The sequence below is a fragment of the Gilliamella sp. Lep-s35 genome (assembly GCF_009795845.1).
Classification (GTDB): Bacteria; Pseudomonadota; Gammaproteobacteria; order Enterobacterales; family Orbaceae; genus Gilliamella.
In genome coordinates this window covers 89,730-107,362 of record NZ_WTEX01000006.1, presented here as the reverse complement: position 1 = coordinate 107,362, position 17,633 = coordinate 89,730, and the positions used below count along the sequence as shown (strand labels likewise).

Below are 17,633 nucleotides of genomic sequence, written 5' to 3'. Positions count from 1 at the left end.
ACCCAATCGCGATGGCAGAAGGTTTACGTTTTGCGATTCGTGAAGGTGGTCGTACTGTTGGTGCTGGTGTGGTTGCTAAAGTTATCAAGTAATCGACTTGCTACAATAAAAAAGGTGCTTTTGTGCACCTTTTTTATTTTATAACCCAAAACATATTTGCCACATAAAATCCACTTCCCCCATAACCATTATCGACATAATCATCATTTAATATTTTCCTTTTATCCCTAAAACTAGGCATAAGTTTATTATTCGTGAATTTAATTCATGATACTATAAAGCAATACCGCATTTATCTTAAATAATACAACAATTAAAATAGTGCTATAAATAGTGTGTATTACAATGAAAGTATTGCATTTACTCAACTAATTTTTAAAAAAGAGAGGGTTTTATGGAATATGTACAACTTGGTAATTCTGATATTCAAGTATCTCGTTTTTGTTTAGGCTGTATGAGTTTTGGTGATCCAGCTAGCAAAATGCACGCATGGACCCTTAATGCTGATGAAAGCGAAGCCATCATTAAACATGCACTCGATTTAGGCATTAATTTTATTGATACCGCAAATACTTATTCAGCAGGAACTAGCGAAGAATATTTAGGTCGAGCCATCAAAAAAAATATCGCCCGTGACAAAGTCGTCTTAGCAACAAAAGTCTATTTTAACGAAGGACACCTATCAAAAACCGCAATTGAAAGGGAAATCGATGGGTCGCTTAAACGACTTGGCACTGACTATGTCGATTTATACATTATCCACCGCTTTGACTACACAACACCAATTGAAGAAACAATGCAAGCACTACACAACCTAGTCAAAGCAGGAAAAATCCGTGCGTTAGGAGCATCGGCTATGTATGGGTACCAATTTCATAACATGCAACTTGTCGCCAAACAAAATGGCTGGACACCTTTTGTTTCGATGCAAAATCACTACAATTTACTATATCGTGAAGACGAACGTGAGCTTATTCCTATCTGCCAACAATTTAATGTCTCTTTAACACCCTATAGCCCTTTAGCCGCAGGCAGACTTGCTCGTTTAGAGTGGCAAACCAATACGCTACGCAGTAAAACTGATCAGACCGCTATTGCCAAATATGATAGTACGCAAAAAATGGATGCCAATATTGTACAAAGAGTTCATCAGCTTTCTGAAAAATACGGTGTGACAATGACACAAATAGCACTAGCGTGGCAATTTGCTAAAGGGGTGACAGCACCAATTATTGGAGCGACTAAAACTAAATATCTTGATGATGCAGTTGGAGCTATTAAGGTTTCGTTATCGGAAGATGATATTGCTTATTTACAAGAGCCGTATATACCGCATCGTATTGTTGGGGCGATTTGATTAATAAAGAAGAAAGATGGTTGTTTTTTATAAAAACAACCATCTAAAATACTAATAAAATAAATAATTTTTATGAGTTATTTTTAGTTATTTTAAATAATAACTATTCAGATAGTAACGATGTATAAAAATACCTAATATAAACTTAGTACCGAATGCTATGACTTAACAACGTTTTTTGCTATAGTAAGCGCCATTTTATTTAATTTGGAAAAATTATAACCCATGGAATCTATACCTAATTGCCCTGTTTGCCAGTCTGAACACACCTATCACGATGGTACTTTTTATGTTTGTCCTGAATGTGCGCATGAATGGGATCCAAACGAAGTTGCGGCTTCTGACGATGGATTACAAGTCAAAGATAGTAATGGTAACTTACTTGCCGATGGTGATGATATTATTTTGATTAAAGATCTTAAATTAAAAGGATCGTCAACGGTACTTAAAAAAGGCGCTAAAGCGAAAGGCATTCGTTTAGTCGAAGGCGATCACGAAATCGATTGTAAAGTTGATGGTATGAAGATTATGCTAAAAGCCTGCTTTGTTAAAAAGGCTTAATAGAAACAAGCTAAATACTGTGTCAATGCTGGCCTATCAGTATTGACACAGTTTTTTTAACATAATGACTTAATGCGATTTATTACTAAAAAATAGGTCAGGAAAGGTATTGATTTTATTTAAGTTTTTATTTTGTTTTTTTAATTCAATACGTTATAAGCATCACCACCTTAAATACCACAATACGTTCGAAATTCTTTCAAACATTTGTTCAAAAACAAATTCTACAAATGTTGGTAATGTTGTCATTAGGTAAGTGAGCATACATAATCCTAATAATAGCGTTGCAGGGTAGCCGACAACAAATATTGATAATTGTGGTGTCATTCGGTTAAGTAACCCTAGTGATATATTGACAATTAGCAGTAAGGTCATTAAGGGAAGCGCTAGCATAATACCGTTAATAAATAGTAATTTGCTAATTTCGATCAGTACCAAATAACCATTTTCCTGTAATGGAATTAGTCCAATAGGAATAATGTCAAAACTGTTTGATATGCCATATAGTAGCCATAAATGTCCATCAAGATTCAAAAACGTTAATAACGAAATAAGGTTTATTAGGCGTGATAATACCGATGTCGATGGCCCACCGATTGGGTCAAAAAAAGTTGCCATTCCTAGCCCCATTTGCATACCAATCAATTCACCAGCAAACCTCATGACCATAAATGCCAATTGCATAGTAAAGCCAATTAGTACGCCAATCATGACTTGTTGAGCTGTGATCATAACTCCCATCAAAGAGTATATTTTGATACTGTTCTCAAGATTTGGTAGCGGTAGTAAAATGGTAATAAGTAAAGCTAGGCTTATTTTAACACGGTTTGGGATCTCTTTTTCACCAAAAATAGGCGCAGTCGTAATTAACGCTAATATACGCACAAAAGGGAAAAAACTATTTTGCACAAAAGAAAAGAAATCAATATTAAATAAAGTATTACTATCAAAATCCATTATATTTAATGCGTTAAATTAGGTATGTCAGTAATGACTGTTTGTAAATAGTCAATCATGATTGATAACATGGTTGGTCCCCATAAGGTTAATACTACAACGACGGCAATAATTTTAGGTATAAACGATAATGTCATTTCGTTAATTTGTGTTGCTGCTTGCAATAAGCTAATAATAAGCCCTGTAATTAAAGCAGCGAGCAATATTGGCCCTGCAAGTGATGCAGCAACTTTTACTGCTTGTATTGCTAAGGTGCTTATATATTCTGGTGACATGGTGAGACTCAACTAAAAAAGCTTTGCGCTAACGATCCTAGCAATAGATGCCATCCATCAGCCAAGACAAATAACATTAATTTAAACGGTAGAGACACAGTTGCCGGTGGTACCATCATCATACCTAATGCCATAAGTGTGCTAGCAACTACAAGGTCAATCACTAAGAAAGGAATAAAAACAGTAAAGCCAATTTGAAATGCCGTTTTTAATTCACTTACCACAAAAGCAGGAACAAGCACTCTTAATGGAATATCGTCACGGGTTTGAATGTTATTGGTGTGAGACATGTTGACAAATAGTGCTAGGTCGTTTTCTCGAGTTTGGGCTAACATAAATTGTTGTAATGGTTTGGCTGCTTTAGTTAAGCCTTCTTGCATAGTGATTTGATTTTGCGAATAAGGTACATAAGCCTCTTCATAAATTTTATCAACTACTGGTGACATAATAAAAAAAGTCATAAAAAGTGCAATTCCCAAAATAAGTTGATTGGGTGGTGCCGATTGTGTGCCAAGCGCATTGCGTAATAACCCTAGTACAATAATGATGCGTGTAAAGCTGGTCATCAATAGTAATATGATAGGGATAAAAGTGAGTAGGCTTAAAAATACTAATGTTTCAACAGGTAATGCCCAACCTTGCCCACTACTGAGTGGTTGAGCTATAGCAGATAGTGCTGATGTTTCCGCATAACTTGGTAGACTAAATAACAATAAGCTTAGCAAAAGAGTTAAATTTGATCGCACTTGCTGTTACTCCTTTTTGGTTTTCAACGCAGCTTGTAATATTTGTTGAAATGCATTACTTTGAGCCGAGTTTTTACCTGTCACATTTTGTTTAAGTAGCGTTTGAGTGCGTTGTTCATCAATAGTGTGAAGTAGTGTCATTTGTTGTGACGTAACTCCAACCACTAATAATTGGTTATCAACATGAACCATAATAATGCGTTCTTTTGGAGTAATGTTGTAGGTCGCTTTGATATCTAACCATTGGTGAGTCTTTTTTTTCCAGCCCATTCGTTTAGCTAGCCATCCACATAATAAAATAAAACCAATGACCACAATTAGCATTAGCCCCATTGATGATACCACTTCGGTATAGATATTTAATTCAGAAGATGGCGCCAATAAAGTGTTAGCTGTGTCAACGGTTGGTTGTTCTAAATGGGATTGTTTACTTATCATTAGCGACTCAATCTTCTTACTCGTTCTGCAGGGGTAATAATGTCGGTAATGCGTACACCGTAGTTATCGCCCACAACAACAATTTCACCTTGCGCAATTAAGTAGCCGTTAATTAATATATCTAATGGCTCACCTATCTGACCATCTAAGGCTATGACCGATCCTTGGGTTAGATTTAAGAGATCTTTAATAGCCATTTTGGTTCTACCTAATTCAACGCTTAAATTTACAGGAATATCAAGGATCAAATTGATATCATTTTTTTTATCTTCTGTTTGCTGTGGCGATAGTGTTTCAAAAATAGCCTCTTGAGTGATGATTTCGTCACTATTTATATTAGATGGTTGTTTGTCACCACTATTTTGTTTGATATCAGTCATTAAAAACTCCTTCATTCAATTGCTCTAATACAGGATTAATGACCTGTTCAACTTGAATTGCATATTGTTTATTCATTTTGCCATAATGTCCCGTTAAAATAGGCACCCCCCCTACGGTGACATCAAGGTTTGTAGGTTTTTCGATCATTAAAACATCATCAGTCTTTAAGGCTAATAATTTGGCTACAGATGTATTGATAGTTGCAAAATTAGCGACTAATTCGACCGCAGATTGTTTGATTCCGCTAGTTAACGAACTCATCCAAACGTTATCATCTTGGTAAGTTTGTTGTTCAATCGGTGGTTTAATAAGTAGCTCTTTAATAGGTTCAACCATCGAATAAGGAATGCAAACACAAAAAGTTGCTTTGCTATGACCGACTTCAACTTTAAAGTTGCTTATTAATACAATATCATCAGGCGAATTGGTGATATTGGTGAATTTACTTTGTATTTCAGAACGAATATATTCGGTTTCAATCGAGTAAACATCCGCCCATGAGTTTTGATAAATCACTAAGGCCAACTCTAAAATTTTTTTAATAATTTGCTGTTCTGTGTGGGTGAATTCTCGACCTTCTGTTTCAATTTTAGTCGAATGGCCATCGCCACCAAATAAGGAATCAACAATAATAAAAACTAATTCGGGCGAAAATGAAAATAGGCTTGCACCTCTTAAAGGGTTAAGATGAACTAGGTTTAAATAAGTTGCTGGCGAAATTTCAGAAAACTCTTTGAATGTAAGTGGCTCTATAGGCGAGGCAATCACATCGGTATTACGACGCAATCGGTTAAATAAACCAATTCGAAATTGTCGCGCAAAACGCTCATTAATGATTTCTAACGCTGTTAAGCGTTCAGGAATAAAGCGATGTTTGACAGATAGATCATAAGGTCTAACATCGGGAGCTTTATTCAATGCGGGTAAATTAAATGAAGCATCAACCTTTGTATTGTTTTCAGAATTTTCTTCTGTTGTTAATGAACAATCTAAGGTTTGCTCTTCGTTGTTATGCTCATCAAGACTTGTTGTTGATTCATGCTTATCAGACATGTTAATCACCGTATAATAAAATCAGTAAATAGCACTTCATCAATCTTAACAAAATGTTTTGCATCATATTGTCGAGATAAGGCAGTTTTTATCTGCTCTTGTAAATCGGTTTTTCCTTTTTCTTGTTTTAGATTATTAACATATTGTTTTGAAGTTAAAAGCAGTACATCGCTTCTTACTTCCGGTAAATAATCCAATAACACTGTTTTTTGGTTTTCATTCGCCACTCTTAAAACAATACCGAAATAAAGCATTTTATTGATATCGATATGTTCTTCCGAAACAGGCACTGAAATAGTAAATGGCTTTAATGTTAAAAATACAGGCGATGTGACTTCTGGCTCTTCTGGCTCTTTAATTGTGCTGCTGTGTGAATCTTTTTGAAACCACAAATAAGCAGCAGCGCCTACTGCTAACAGTGTAATAAGAATAAGAACTAAATTTAAAATACTTAATTTCTTTTTGGTTGTCGGCATATTTATTCTTGTCTCTATAATATATTAAAGGATCTACAATTCATCTAGTGTCTATAGCGACAAGAATAATAAATCATATTTTTAAAATTGATTTGAAGAATAGGCAATAAAACATTACCTATTTAAGCGCTTTACTCTATTTAGCTTGTGAGTTGTCTAATACATAATGCGTTTAATTTTTAAGCAAGAATACTGATTCTTGTACTTAGTGAGTGATTTTCAAAAAGTATTGGCTCAATATTATCATCGGTCGTATCAAGTGATATTTCTCTTTGTGATCGGCTATTTTTTTTAGACTGATGCATGGCTGATTGCTGTGAATCGTTCATCATTGAAAAGTCACCAATATTGGCTTGTTCAAGTGTAATACCTTGATGTTCTAGTGATGTTTTTAAAAAAGGTAATGCTGATTCTAACATGCCTTTAACAACATGATGTGCTGCCATCATATGCAGGCTCATTTTATCGTCATTTATTTCAAGTTTAATGTGCAAAGATCCTAATTCTTGAGGCTGTAGTTTAATTTCGGCAGTTTTAAGATTTTGACGATTAAACATCACAATTTGCTCAGTTAATGAAGTTTGCCATTGTTTACTGTTAACTTGCGTTGCTAGGTTTATTGTCGCTGGCTTTACCGTAGCATTTACTGGCGATAATAACGAATTCTGCCCATTTGTATTAGGTGTTAACAAAAGTTCTTTGTTGTGATATCCAGTCGTATCTTGATTATGATTGTTAGTTATAAGTTGAGCTTGGAAATTGTCTATTTTTTGAACAAAATCATTCGCGTTTTGCTTGTTTTTTGTTTGATTTATATTAACGTTAACCTCACCTTTAATGTTTGTAACTTGCTTACGAGTATGTCCTAACTTTACCTCTTTTTTATCATCCGCTAATGACATGACATCGATTTGTGAGTTTGTCTTATTAATTAAGTTTTCACTACCATAAATAGAAGAAAGCAACTTCGTTGCCTGCTCATTTGTTGCGGTATCAGTCGATAAATCCCCTAATAAATCAGTATTAACGTTAGCCGTCATTAATGAACTTTGATCAATCTTAATATCACTATGTTGTGTTACATCAAGCAAAGCACAATGGATTTGCTGTTGTGGTGCGCTATTAAAAGCATACATGGCGATAAAAGGCATGTTGACATCGTTGTCATTATCTTCATGTGCTTCATCCTCGCCATTTAGTTTGGTATTAAGTAGTTGCTTATTTTGCTCTGTTTGGTTTTCACTAAATTGCAATAATTGCTGAAAATGATCATTATCGTTAGCCATACCATCGGTTTCAACAAGTTCTGATTGACGAGAAGCGGTAAGGTTTAAATCATTAATCAGATTAATATTCATTTAATATTCTCCTTGCTAATTGTAATTGCGCAAATTCATCTGTCAGTTTTTGTTGTAACCGATTTTGCTGTCGTAAATATTGGTTATGCTGTTTGCTTAGTAATGTGGTATAAGTGTTTACATTTTTTTGTGATAGATTAAGGTTTTTTATAATTTGCTTTTGTTTGATATCTAACGATAACAACAATTTTTTTTGTTGCTCAATTCCTTGCTCAATGGACGCAATAAATAATGTAAAGTTGTTTAACTCATTGCCTTTTATCCCCTCAGATAAGGCATTATTTAATTTTTGTTGATATTCAACATAATAATCCGTTAAAACATTAAGTTGTGATTGTGCATTTTGTTGATTTTCATTTGCTTTTTTTAGCTTCATTAAATTATCGTCGACCGACTTTTGTGCCAGTTTTTTTAATGTAGTAAAGGCTATTTTTGATGAATGTTTATTCACAGCACACTACTCCTAACCAGTTAATTGCGGTGCCACAATGTCCGCCAATTGTTGATAGGCATCTTGATAACTACAGTGTTCATAAATACCTTGTTGTAAAAATTTTTGCATTGTGGGATATAGCGTTATTGCTTTGTCTAATAAGGGATCAGTACCTGCTACATAAGCACCAACATTGATTAAATCACGGTTTCGTTGAAAACTTGAAAATAGTTTTTTAAATAATCGTGATTTTTTTTCGTCTTCAGGTGCCGTAAGATCGGTCATAACCCGACTAATTGAAGCTTCAATATCAATAGCTGGATAGTGTCCTGATTCAGCAAGTGCCCTTGATAATACAATATGCCCATCTAAAATTGCTCTAGCAGAATCAGCAATTGGATCTTGTTGATCATCACCTTCAGTTAATACCGTATAAAAGGCAGTAATTGCACCTTTACCGCTTTCGTCATTACCAGCTCTTTCAACTAGTGCTGGTAATTTTGCAAATACTGAAGGTGGATATCCTTTAGTCGCAGGGGGCTCGCCAATTGCTAAGGCAATTTCACGTTGTGCCATGGCATAACGTGTTAATGAGTCCATAATCAATAAAACGTTAAACCCTTGATCACGAAAACTTTCAGCAATTTTAGTGGCATAGGCCGCACCTTGTAAGCGCAATAAGGGTGAAACATCAGCGGGGGCAGCAACCACAACCGCTCGTGCTAACCCTTCTTCACCCAATATGTTTTCGATAAAATCTTTTACTTCTCGTCCACGTTCACCAATCAAACCAACAACAATGATATCGGCTTGAGTGTAACGTGCCATCATGCCAAGCAAAACACTTTTACCCACACCTGAACCTGCAAATAATCCCATTCGTTGCCCTTGTCCTACGGTCAGTAACGCATTTATGGCTCTTACGCCAACGTCTAATACTTGATGGATTGGCGTTCGTTGTAATGGATTAAGTGATTTACTTGCTAACCCTGCATGCTCAATATGTTCAGGTAAGGGTTTGCCATCTAACGGCTTACCCATGGCATCCACCACTCTACCTAATAACCCCATACCGACAGGCAATACTTTATGGCTAAAGTGTGTTAGATCATATTGTTTAGTATAAACTCGTGCACCTAATAAAATGCCATCCGTTGATTCAAAGGGCATTAAATAAAGTGTTTGATCTTTAAAGCCAACTACTTCGCACTCAACAGGCTCAATCCGTCCTTCTGTTTGTCGCTCAACTAGGCAGTTAGATCCTAAAGGTAATTTTAATCCAACCGCTTCAAGGACTAGTCCCGATGCTTTAACCAAGCGCCCATATTGACGAATTAAAGATAAAGATTCCAGTCGCTGTGTCGCTTGGGTAATTTTATCTGACCATAAAGATGAATATTTCACGTTAATGATCATCCTATTGCAAACAGTCAGACATGATTTGCCAATGATTGTTGACACTGGCATCAATTTCGTTGCTGTCAGTAAAAATTTTACAGCCCCCTATTTCAATGTTAGGGTCTGCAATGAGTTGCCACTGATATTGTAAGTTTTCTTCATTAAGCATGGGCTTTAACCATTGCCAATCAGTAGGATTAAGGTGTAATGACATAGGTTCTGACAAAATTGAACACTGCTCAACCAATATTTTTATCGTGTGCATGAGTTGTTTTTGTTTGATTTTAGTAAGACTACCCACTGTTTTTTCAGCAGCAATTAACGCTAAATCAAACAACTTAGGTACAATTAATTCATCAATATCGTTAATTGATTGCTGAAAATTATGCGCTAAATTAGTTATAGCATGAACTGTTTTTTGCTTTTCATCATTCAGTTGCTGCTGAATCTGCTCTCGTCCTTCTTGTTGTCCAAGAAGAAATCCTTGTTCATAACCTGCTTTTTTTCCTTCGTCAAAACCTGTCTCTCGGCCTAAATTAAATCCCTCTTGATAGGCTTGTGTTTCCACTTCCCGCTTTAATTGTTCCAATGTTTGTTGAATAACCATGGAATCTGAACTTTCGGTATTAAGTTCTGATTCTGGCTCTGGTTCAACCTCAAGATCAGGCTGTAACACATTAATTTCGGTTTGTTCTAGCTCTCTATTTTCAATTACATTCGATAGCGAGCAGGTAGCTAAGTCCCGAAAGTCTAGTGGTTGCCAGTCTAATTTATCCGATTGATTATACGTATTCATCATCACCACTAGTTAAGATCATTTCGCCACTTTCAGCTAATCGACGCGCAATAACCAAAATTTTCTTCTGTTCGGTTTCAACTTGTGATAAGCGTACAGGCGGTCTGTTTTCAAGATCTTCACGTAAAATTGACGCGGCACGTTGTGACATGTTGCTTAATAGTTTGTCACGCAATGCTATTGACGCACCTTTTAAGGCTATGATGAGTACTTCATTGTCGACCTCTTTGAGTAAACGTTGAATACTTCTATCATCCACTTCAACAAGATTTTCAAATAAGAACATTTCATCAATAATTTTCTGTGCAAGCTCACCATCATAATCACGTAATGAGTTGATAACTTGCTCTTCTTGCTGCGATTTCATTAAGTTAATAATTTCAGCCGCTGTACGGATTCCGCCCATATTATTCAGTTTAATATTTTGACCATGTAATAACGTTGATAACGATGCTGATAACACTTTAAGTGCTGATGGCTCAACACCACCAAATGTGGCTATTCGCAACATAACGTCATTACGTAACTCATCATCAAACAGATTTAAAATTTCAGCTGCTAAATCACGATTTAAATGTACTAATATTGTCGCAATAATTTGTGGATGCTCTTTTTTAACAAGATCAACTGCTCGTGCAGCATCAACAAAGTTCAGCATTTCAAGGCCATCGGTTTCTTCTTTTCGATCGGTATTTAATAAATCGTCAAGTAAACGTTCAGTTTTTTCACTACCAATGGATTTTTCAAGTATTGTACGCAAGTATCCATCAGTGTCTGTATTTAAAACAGCACAATCATCAAGTGTTCCTTGGCACTCATTAAGTATACTTTTCAACTGTTCTTGGGAAAGCTGAGGCAATGACATCATTGCACTACTAATTTGCTGTACTTCTTTCGAACTTAAATACTGCATCACTTTTGCCGCTAGCTCTTCACCTAATACCATTAATACAGTAGCCGCTTTTTGAGATTCACTTAAATTCACTGTTCTGTATCCTCCTTACTGATCCAGCTACGAATTATCAATGCCATAACACGAGGATCTTTTTCAACAACTTTGCGGATGTATTGCTGTTGTTGCATGTTATCTTCAAATATTTTTTGCTGCTGTTTACTGTGCGCTTTATAATCTAATTTTTCCTCAACAACGGCTGATGCGTCAGTGGTTTTATCACCCAAAATTAGGTATTGTCGTTGTACTTTTATCCATAGTGAACGCAATACTTTTCGCCAGATTAACCAAATGATTAAAATGTAAATCAGATACTTACCAATATTTTTAACCGTTTGATAAAATTCATTGGTTTTCCAAAATGCTAGGCTGTTATCTTCATCGACTTGTTGATCGGTGAATTTTAAGTTAGCTACAGTGAGTGAATCACCACGTAAATCCGAAAACCCCATCGCTTGACGGGCTAACAATTCAATATTTTTAAGTTCATCATTATCTAATTTCACCCATTGCTCAGTACTAACTGGCTCCTGACTGTCATCTGATTCCGATTTGCTGTCACTTGGTTCGGTTTTGACAAATTTATAATTAACTAAAACGGCAACAGATAAGCGTTTAATTCGCCCTTCCGGTGTTTGACTATGTATAACTTGTCGATTTACTTCAAAGTTGACAGTATTATTTGATTGTAGATTGTAAGATTGCGCTTTATCTGTTTTTTCAGTCGATGCGTTTTTTGTTTCATCTGCATCAATCGGCGCACTAGAAGTTGGCAGTGGTTGGTTAGACAAAGCACCGGGCACGCCACCTATACCATTACTATTTGCTGATTGTTGGTTTGCTATTTGTTGCTTACTGCGGATAGTTTGATTCGCGATATCGCTATTAGGATCATAAGTTTCTGATGTTGATTCTTGGCGGCTAAAATCTACATCTGCATTGACTTGTACTTTAACATTATTTTTACCTAAAATAGGTATAATAATCTTTTCCACTCGTTGGCGAATACTTTCTTCAATCCGCTCACTAAACTCAAGTTGAGCAACATTCGTATTTCTGTTTCGATAACCTTCACCCGTTAATAAATGACCATGTTGATCGATGATAGTCACTTTATCAGCCTGTAATTCAGGCACACTACTTGAAATTAAGTGAATAATGGCATCGATTTGACCTTGTGATAAACTTCGTCCTGGTAGTAAAGTCAATGCGACAGAAGCGGATGGCGATTTTCGCTCACGCACAAATAACGACGGTTTGGGCATTGCTAAATGCACTCTAGCATCATCTATGCTACTGATAATCGATATTGTTCTGGATAATTCACCTTCTAGTGCGCGTTGGTAATTGATTTGCTCATTAAATTGACTCATACCAAAGCTTTCTTTGTCGAGCAATTCAAAACCAACAGAACCACCTTTAGGTAATCCTTGTTGCGCTATACGTAAACGGGTATCATAAACCTTATCTTGTGGAATTAAGATTGTCGAACCCGAGGCAGAAAATTGATAAGGAATATTCATCTTATCAAGTTGACTAATTATTTCGCCACCATCTTTATCATTTAAATTACTAAATAAAACACTATAAGACTCATCTTTAGCCCATAAATAGATAAAACTAACAATAGCCATTGTAATTACACCTGCAATTAACAATGCCATTTTTTTGTTTTGTTTTAATTGATCGGCAAAAGGCAACTTATTGAAAATTGATTCGCCTTTATTATTGACTGTTTCGCTAGCCATAGCATCCTGACTCTAAACTATTTAGATTGACTCTGTAGTTTATTATCCATGTATTTAAAAATTTCAATGGCAAGAAAAGCGCACAGTTTTTCCCTTACTTAAAACCTTTGATTTTTTGTTTTTATGATAAATTTAACGACAATTGGCAAAATAAACGAAACAAATAACTATCAAGATGAATACAATCAACATGTTAAATTCAATTGAGCTGACAAATTTAAATGAATCAGTCTATATTACTGCAAAAGAACACGTTGCTGACAAAAAAAGCTTTGGTTCCGAGCTAAAAACAGCTTTAGATAAAATCAGCCAACTGCAAATACGAGCAAATCAACAAGCTAAAGCTTTTGAGATGGGGGATACTAATATTTCGCTGAACGAGGTAATGGTTAGCATGCAAAAATCATCAGTATCATTGCAGTTTGGCATTCAAGTGCGCAATAAGCTGGTTGCTGCTTATCAAGAAATTATGAATATGAATATTTAATTAATAACAGCGAATATAATACTCATCCCTTAGTTTTTATATTTTCTTTCTACAGATAACTGTTAATTCTAATCTAAATACGATAATCAACTTATCGCTCGTTTCAAATTTACAACAAGCTCCGCTCATGTTTTTGATGCTTGTTGTATTACTAAATATGTTATTTTCTTTATCAACTGATTGGTCAAAAGACCTCACGATTTTTGCTTTACTTTTAAAAAAATAACAACATACTGCCATTATTCAATAAATAATAAACAATACATGAAGGATTTAAAGTGATAACATTAAAAAAAGCTAATATGTCCTTGAATGAACAACATATCGATTTCCCAACATTAGGGCTACTTACTGTTCTTACTACGCTTGACGAATTTGATATAAAAGAAGCAATATATTGTCAGGAAAAGCTTGTTATTTCTGCTAATTTTTATCATAAAAACGGAATGAGTTATAATGTCATATATATCGTTATAGATCTGGATAAAAAAAGTATTCATTATTATCATGAGTTAGATGGAATCCTACCTCTGTTCTTTGTAAGCCCAACAGGTAAGGATTATGTATCTATTACCGTGTATCATCCAGATAAAGACTTAGATATTATATTACCATTATTTGATAGAGAGAATCTTACCTATCCAAAACCCAAGAGACCTATTGTGGGTAATTTTATGGGAATATGTCATAATTTTTCTATTTTCCATAATGTTGATATTTTTTCAGATACAAAACCAGATAAATTGATTGCTGTTGAATTTAAAAATGATGATATTAAAAAAACCTATATAAATAAAATTCCGTTTCCCAAAGATAACACATTATTTATTGATTCTTTGAATAATCAAATCCATCTAATTGCTTATGTTGACAATGTTTGGTTACATCGTCAAATTGATGAAATGGGGAGGGAGTTACAGTCAAGAAATATAAACATAGGAAAACGTTTCTCTCTAATCTGCGTATTGAATTTAAGTTTTATTTATACATCAAATATTTTAGGTATTGATGAAAAAGGTAAATTTTATTTAATTAGTGTTTCACCTGAAGAAAAAATAGAACAAAATCTATTGTTTGATATAGAAAGGCAAATTTATTCTATTTGGGAACCGGTAAAAATTGCTGCAGAAACGTTTGTTATCCGATTCACATATGAATTGGGCAATGGATGGATTACAATTCAAAATAATAAAATAGCCGAAGTTTTTTTTCAGGAAAGCATAGGTTGCTATATAAATTTACTCACAAAAGAAGTTTTTAAATTATCTACAAAAAAATTAATTATCAGTGATATAGTCAAAATTAAAGACGATAATTATGCTGTTGTTTTTTATGGAAAAGAAGAAGAAAGACATGCAAATAACAAAGAATTAATTATTTTAAATCGAAATATTGGTTAAAGTTATTTAATGGCAATTTACATTAGGCTTGCAATTTTTTGGTAATTTCCTACTTTGTTCTGATTATCAACATGTTTACCTATTAAATCTCTAAGCGTTCAGATGAAGAAATAATAATGCCTTTCATTACATTCATCTCCTTACTTTTATTTGATTTTATTAATGGAAATAACGCAAAATATAACAATACACATACCGATTACATCAAATAATCCAATTGACTCTTTTAAGAAAAAATAACCGCAAATCATTGTAATAAAGGGGCCAATATTATTTATGATGGCAGTAGTTGCTGCACCGCTGTGTTTAACACCATACATCATGAAAAACGATGGTATGACAGTAGAAACAATGGCTAATAAAAATGGGTATTTAAAATTATTGATTGATGGTAGGTTATTTATTGTTCCTGATACTTCAAATATCATTGGAATTAGAGAAAGCAAACAAGCTACAATCATGACCTGTGAATTGAAGATAATAAATCCTATCTTTTTCATCACTTCACCACTTATTATAAGATACGTAGCATAGGTAATAGCGCTTAAAACTATTAATAATGGACCAATGTAATGAACATTTTTATCAATTAAAACTTGATTACTGACGAATGCAATTGAAACACCAATCCAAGAAAAAAAAGATAGGATATAAACTTTTTTACTAAATTTATTTTTCATGAAAATAACAGATATAAAAAGAACGAATATAGGTATGGTGAAAAGAATAATTCTTTCTATATTAACTGATGTATAAACCAAACCGGTTATATCACTATAGCTTGATATATAATATAAAAAGCCACATAGAAAAATCTTGAGCTTAATTTGAATGCTCGTTTTTATTAAATTATCTTTAAATAATAAAAATGCTACAAAGAAAAATGGAATTGAAAAGATCATTCTGAAAAACATTAATGAAATTGAAGTTATCCCATCAAAGTAGGCTAGTTTTATAAAAATTGATTTCAAAGAAAAACCAAATACACCAATTAATATAGCTACAACTGAATAATTACCTTTCACAAAGGTACCATTGAACTAGTTGTCAAGTACAACAATACTACACCTATTTTATCAATTTACAATATTTTTTTGACATGAAATGATCCTAACCCAAAAAGTGGACAAAAGTCGCCTCTATGATATAAACAAAATTATAGGAGAAAAATATCATGATCAGAAAATTTAGTGTTGAATTCAAATGACAATCAGTCGATTATGTGTTATCTCATGCTCACCTTTCTATAAGTGAACTTACCAACCACTTAATAATAAGAAAATAAACCCTCGATAAATGGATTAGGCAACGAGTCGCAAATAAAACTAACCGTCGAGAGCTAACGGCTTAGCAATAGATGATTATTGCGTTAGAAAAAGAAATTAAAGAACTGAAAATGGCTAGGGGCTGTTGAACTTTGCTGTACATAAATTACTCAACAATACATTGGCAGCCACATTAACATAAATGCCAGTGATACCATACTGGCATAATTCCTTTCTAACTTATCGTATCGAGTTGGTATTGAACGATATTGCTTGATTCTAGCAAAGGCATTCTCGACTAAATGACGATAGCGATAAAGGCACCTATCCATACTGCTTTTATCTATATCCTTACCATAATTACGTTTAGCAATCACCGTTCGTCCGCCTTTTTGACGAACAAAGCACCGAAAAGGCTCGCTGTCATAACCTTTATCGGCTATCACGATATTGACTTCATCGAGCCTTTCAACTAGGTTTTTTGCATAAGTGATCTCATGTCGTTGTCCTTCAGAAAGCTCAAAACAAATAGGCAAACCACCACTATCAACCGCAAGATGAATTTTAGTTGAATTACCACCACAGCTATGACCTATTTGCTCACAATGCTCCGTTGCAGCGCCTGTACTATGTTGATGAGCCCTGATAATCGAGCCATCTAGGAACCCCCATTCAAAATCCGCTAGTTGTGATAAATGTTTGAAAATATCAACTAATATTCCTTTTTTAGACCACAAATTAAATCGTCTATAGACAGTGCTCCATTCACCAAACTCTTTTGGCAAATCTCGCCAAGGAATACCGGTTCTCATTCGGAAAAGGCTCCCTTCAAACGTCATCCGATGCTCGGATTTATTATAAACTCGGCCGGTATTTTTCATTATTTGTAGTAGCTTTTCCCACCGTTTATCTGTTAGCATTGTTCTTGGCATGATGAATCGAGTTATGGTTGTTTTTTGCAGAATTATTATAACTCATATCATGCCGTCTAAAAAATAATCACGAAAGATCAACACGCCCTGATAACATATTAAAAAATGAGCATATGTAATTCACCGGTTTCTCAAATGACTGTAAACAATGCGAGGAATTTCTACAACTTAATTATTTTAAATCGAAATATTGGTTAAAGTTATTTAATGGCAATTTTGCTTGAATCTTATTTATAAATAAGATTCAAGCAAAGCATCCACAAACTTACATTAAATAGGCAATTTTTTGATAGCTACCGATTTTGGTTTGATAATCGGCATGCTTACCAATCAACTCTCTAAGCTGAGAATGACGAGTAATCATTAATTGGGTTAACTGCTGCTGATAGCTAAGAATATTTTTAATATACATTCGAACAATATCCTGATGTTGCAAGGGTATATTTTCAATTTCTGCAAAATCATCAATCAACATAATATCTTTTGATAATTGAAGATATTTAGCTTGCCAACTTAACAATAAATCCCAATTTTCATCCTGTGCACTAATCAACATTTGTTCAACAACATAATTAAATTGTTCGTATTGTTCTAATAAGTTATTTCCTTGCATAATCATC

Annotated in this window: 20 protein-coding genes and 1 pseudogene; 5 read left to right on the top strand and 16 right to left on the bottom strand. The window is 34.3% G+C overall.

What is annotated here, in order from left to right; translation table 11 throughout:
- From GQ590_RS04515 to GQ590_RS04505, 3 genes and pseudogenes are all read left to right on the top strand, one after another.
- A pseudogene (locus GQ590_RS04515) lies at positions 1–92 on the top strand (elongation factor Tu); the annotation flags it as partial.
- Between the two features lie 302 nt (positions 93–394).
- On the top strand, positions 395–1,357 hold the full coding sequence (locus GQ590_RS04510) for an aldo/keto reductase (RefSeq protein ID WP_160406903.1): 963 nt from the start codon (positions 395–397) through the stop codon (positions 1,355–1,357).
- 225 nt (positions 1,358–1,582) lie between these two features.
- Entirely contained in the window at positions 1,583–1,918 is a 336-nt protein-coding gene (locus GQ590_RS04505; RefSeq protein WP_160406907.1) for a zinc ribbon domain-containing protein YjdM, read from the top strand.
- A 162-nt stretch (positions 1,919–2,080) separates the two neighbouring features.
- Here GQ590_RS04505 and fliR read toward each other — a convergent pair whose 3' ends face one another.
- The 13 genes from fliR to fliF form a co-directional block, all read right to left on the bottom strand.
- Positions 2,081–2,875 carry a flagellar biosynthetic protein FliR gene (gene fliR, locus GQ590_RS04500; protein ID WP_160406910.1) on the bottom strand — a complete coding sequence of 265 codons (795 nt, stop codon included), beginning with the start codon at positions 2,873–2,875 and terminating at the stop codon, positions 2,081–2,083.
- A 5-nt stretch (positions 2,876–2,880) separates the two neighbouring features.
- The gene (gene fliQ / locus GQ590_RS04495) at positions 2,881–3,150 is read right to left on the bottom strand and encodes a flagellar biosynthesis protein FliQ (RefSeq protein WP_160406913.1); all 270 of its coding nucleotides are present in this window, start codon (positions 3,148–3,150) and stop codon (positions 2,881–2,883) included.
- Positions 3,151–3,158: 8 nt separating this feature from the next.
- Entirely contained in the window at positions 3,159–3,896 is a 738-nt protein-coding gene (gene fliP / locus GQ590_RS04490) for a flagellar type III secretion system pore protein FliP (protein ID WP_160406916.1), read from the bottom strand.
- Between the two features lie 6 nt (positions 3,897–3,902).
- A complete protein-coding gene (fliO, locus tag GQ590_RS04485) occupies positions 3,903–4,334 on the bottom strand; it encodes a flagellar biosynthetic protein FliO (protein WP_160406918.1) in 432 nt (143 codons plus the stop codon).
- The gene (gene fliN, locus GQ590_RS04480) at positions 4,334–4,714 is read right to left on the bottom strand and encodes a flagellar motor switch protein FliN (protein WP_160406920.1); all 381 of its coding nucleotides are present in this window, start codon (positions 4,712–4,714) and stop codon (positions 4,334–4,336) included. The genes fliO and fliN overlap by 1 nt, the downstream gene beginning before the upstream one ends.
- Positions 4,707–5,768 (bottom strand): flagellar motor switch protein FliM, encoded by a 1,062-nt coding sequence (gene fliM, locus GQ590_RS04475; RefSeq protein ID WP_160406923.1) that lies wholly within the window; start codon positions 5,766–5,768, stop codon positions 4,707–4,709. Before fliM ends, fliN begins: the two co-directional genes overlap by 8 nt.
- A 5-nt stretch (positions 5,769–5,773) precedes the next feature.
- Positions 5,774–6,244, bottom strand: a complete 471-nt coding sequence (locus tag GQ590_RS04470) for a flagellar basal body-associated FliL family protein (RefSeq protein WP_160406926.1) — start codon at positions 6,242–6,244, stop codon at positions 5,774–5,776.
- Positions 6,245–6,423: 179 nt separating this feature from the next.
- Positions 6,424–7,602 (bottom strand): flagellar hook-length control protein FliK, encoded by a 1,179-nt coding sequence (locus GQ590_RS04465; RefSeq protein ID WP_160406929.1) that lies wholly within the window; start codon positions 7,600–7,602, stop codon positions 6,424–6,426.
- Complete coding sequence (gene fliJ / locus GQ590_RS04460; RefSeq protein WP_160406933.1) at positions 7,592–8,053, bottom strand: flagellar export protein FliJ; 462 nt, start codon at positions 8,051–8,053, stop codon at positions 7,592–7,594. The genes GQ590_RS04465 and fliJ overlap by 11 nt, the downstream gene beginning before the upstream one ends.
- A 12-nt stretch (positions 8,054–8,065) precedes the next feature.
- Positions 8,066–9,451, bottom strand: coding sequence for a flagellar protein export ATPase FliI (gene fliI, locus GQ590_RS04455; protein ID WP_202112870.1), 1,386 nt, complete (start codon positions 9,449–9,451; stop codon positions 8,066–8,068).
- Between the two features lies 1 nt (position 9,452).
- Positions 9,453–10,229, bottom strand: coding sequence for a FliH/SctL family protein (locus tag GQ590_RS04450; RefSeq protein ID WP_160406939.1), 777 nt, complete (start codon positions 10,227–10,229; stop codon positions 9,453–9,455).
- Positions 10,216–11,214 carry a flagellar motor switch protein FliG gene (gene fliG / locus GQ590_RS04445; RefSeq protein WP_160406942.1) on the bottom strand — a complete coding sequence of 333 codons (999 nt, stop codon included), beginning with the start codon at positions 11,212–11,214 and terminating at the stop codon, positions 10,216–10,218. Before fliG ends, GQ590_RS04450 begins: the two co-directional genes overlap by 14 nt.
- A complete protein-coding gene (fliF, locus tag GQ590_RS04440; RefSeq protein ID WP_160406945.1) occupies positions 11,211–12,929 on the bottom strand; it encodes a flagellar basal-body MS-ring/collar protein FliF in 1,719 nt (572 codons plus the stop codon). The genes fliG and fliF overlap by 4 nt, the downstream gene beginning before the upstream one ends.
- A 175-nt stretch (positions 12,930–13,104) precedes the next feature.
- On the opposite strand from fliF, the gene fliE reads away from it, so the two are divergent.
- Positions 13,105–13,416 carry a flagellar hook-basal body complex protein FliE gene (fliE, locus tag GQ590_RS04435; protein WP_160406948.1) on the top strand — a complete coding sequence of 104 codons (312 nt, stop codon included), beginning with the start codon at positions 13,105–13,107 and terminating at the stop codon, positions 13,414–13,416.
- A 278-nt stretch (positions 13,417–13,694) separates the two neighbouring features.
- On the top strand, positions 13,695–14,816 hold the full coding sequence (locus GQ590_RS04430; protein ID WP_160406950.1) for a hypothetical protein: 1,122 nt from the start codon (positions 13,695–13,697) through the stop codon (positions 14,814–14,816).
- 146 nt (positions 14,817–14,962) lie between these two features.
- Here GQ590_RS04430 and GQ590_RS04425 read toward each other — a convergent pair whose 3' ends face one another.
- The 3 genes from GQ590_RS04425 to GQ590_RS04415 form a co-directional block, all read right to left on the bottom strand.
- On the bottom strand, positions 14,963–15,841 hold the full coding sequence (locus GQ590_RS04425) for a DMT family transporter (protein ID WP_160406953.1): 879 nt from the start codon (positions 15,839–15,841) through the stop codon (positions 14,963–14,965).
- Between the two features lie 410 nt (positions 15,842–16,251).
- The gene (locus GQ590_RS04420; protein ID WP_160406956.1) at positions 16,252–17,013 is read right to left on the bottom strand and encodes an IS5 family transposase; all 762 of its coding nucleotides are present in this window, start codon (positions 17,011–17,013) and stop codon (positions 16,252–16,254) included.
- Between the two features lie 265 nt (positions 17,014–17,278).
- Positions 17,279–17,626: a hypothetical protein gene (locus tag GQ590_RS04415; protein WP_160406959.1), complete on the bottom strand. Its 348-nt coding sequence runs from the start codon at positions 17,624–17,626 to the stop codon at positions 17,279–17,281.
- Positions 17,627–17,633 lie beyond the last annotated feature (7 nt).

Coding starts and splice junctions, on each gene's coding strand:
- GQ590_RS04510 (WP_160406903.1), top strand. CDS start 395: ATGGAATATGTACAACTTGGTAATTCTGATATTCAAGTATCTCGTTTT.
- GQ590_RS04505 (WP_160406907.1), top strand. CDS start 1,583: ATGGAATCTATACCTAATTGCCCTGTTTGCCAGTCTGAACACACCTAT.
- fliR (WP_160406910.1), bottom strand. CDS start 2,875: ATGGATTTTGATAGTAATACTTTATTTAATATTGATTTCTTTTCTTTT.
- fliQ (WP_160406913.1), bottom strand. CDS start 3,150: ATGTCACCAGAATATATAAGCACCTTAGCAATACAAGCAGTAAAAGTT.
- fliO (WP_160406918.1), bottom strand. CDS start 4,334: ATGATAAGTAAACAATCCCATTTAGAACAACCAACCGTTGACACAGCT.
- fliN (WP_160406920.1), bottom strand. CDS start 4,714: ATGACTGATATCAAACAAAATAGTGGTGACAAACAACCATCTAATATA.
- fliM (WP_160406923.1), bottom strand. CDS start 5,768: ATGTCTGATAAGCATGAATCAACAACAAGTCTTGATGAGCATAACAAC.
- GQ590_RS04470 (WP_160406926.1), bottom strand. CDS start 6,244: ATGCCGACAACCAAAAAGAAATTAAGTATTTTAAATTTAGTTCTTATT.
- GQ590_RS04465 (WP_160406929.1), bottom strand. CDS start 7,602: ATGAATATTAATCTGATTAATGATTTAAACCTTACCGCTTCTCGTCAA.
- fliI (WP_202112870.1), bottom strand. CDS start 9,451: ATGATCATTAACGTGAAATATTCATCTTTATGGTCAGATAAAATTACC.
- GQ590_RS04450 (WP_160406939.1), bottom strand. CDS start 10,229: ATGAATACGTATAATCAATCGGATAAATTAGACTGGCAACCACTAGAC.
- fliF (WP_160406945.1), bottom strand. CDS start 12,929: ATGGCTAGCGAAACAGTCAATAATAAAGGCGAATCAATTTTCAATAAG.
- fliE (WP_160406948.1), top strand. CDS start 13,105: ATGAATACAATCAACATGTTAAATTCAATTGAGCTGACAAATTTAAAT.
- GQ590_RS04420 (WP_160406956.1), bottom strand. CDS start 17,013: ATGCCAAGAACAATGCTAACAGATAAACGGTGGGAAAAGCTACTACAA.
- GQ590_RS04415 (WP_160406959.1), bottom strand. CDS start 17,626: ATGCAAGGAAATAACTTATTAGAACAATACGAACAATTTAATTATGTT.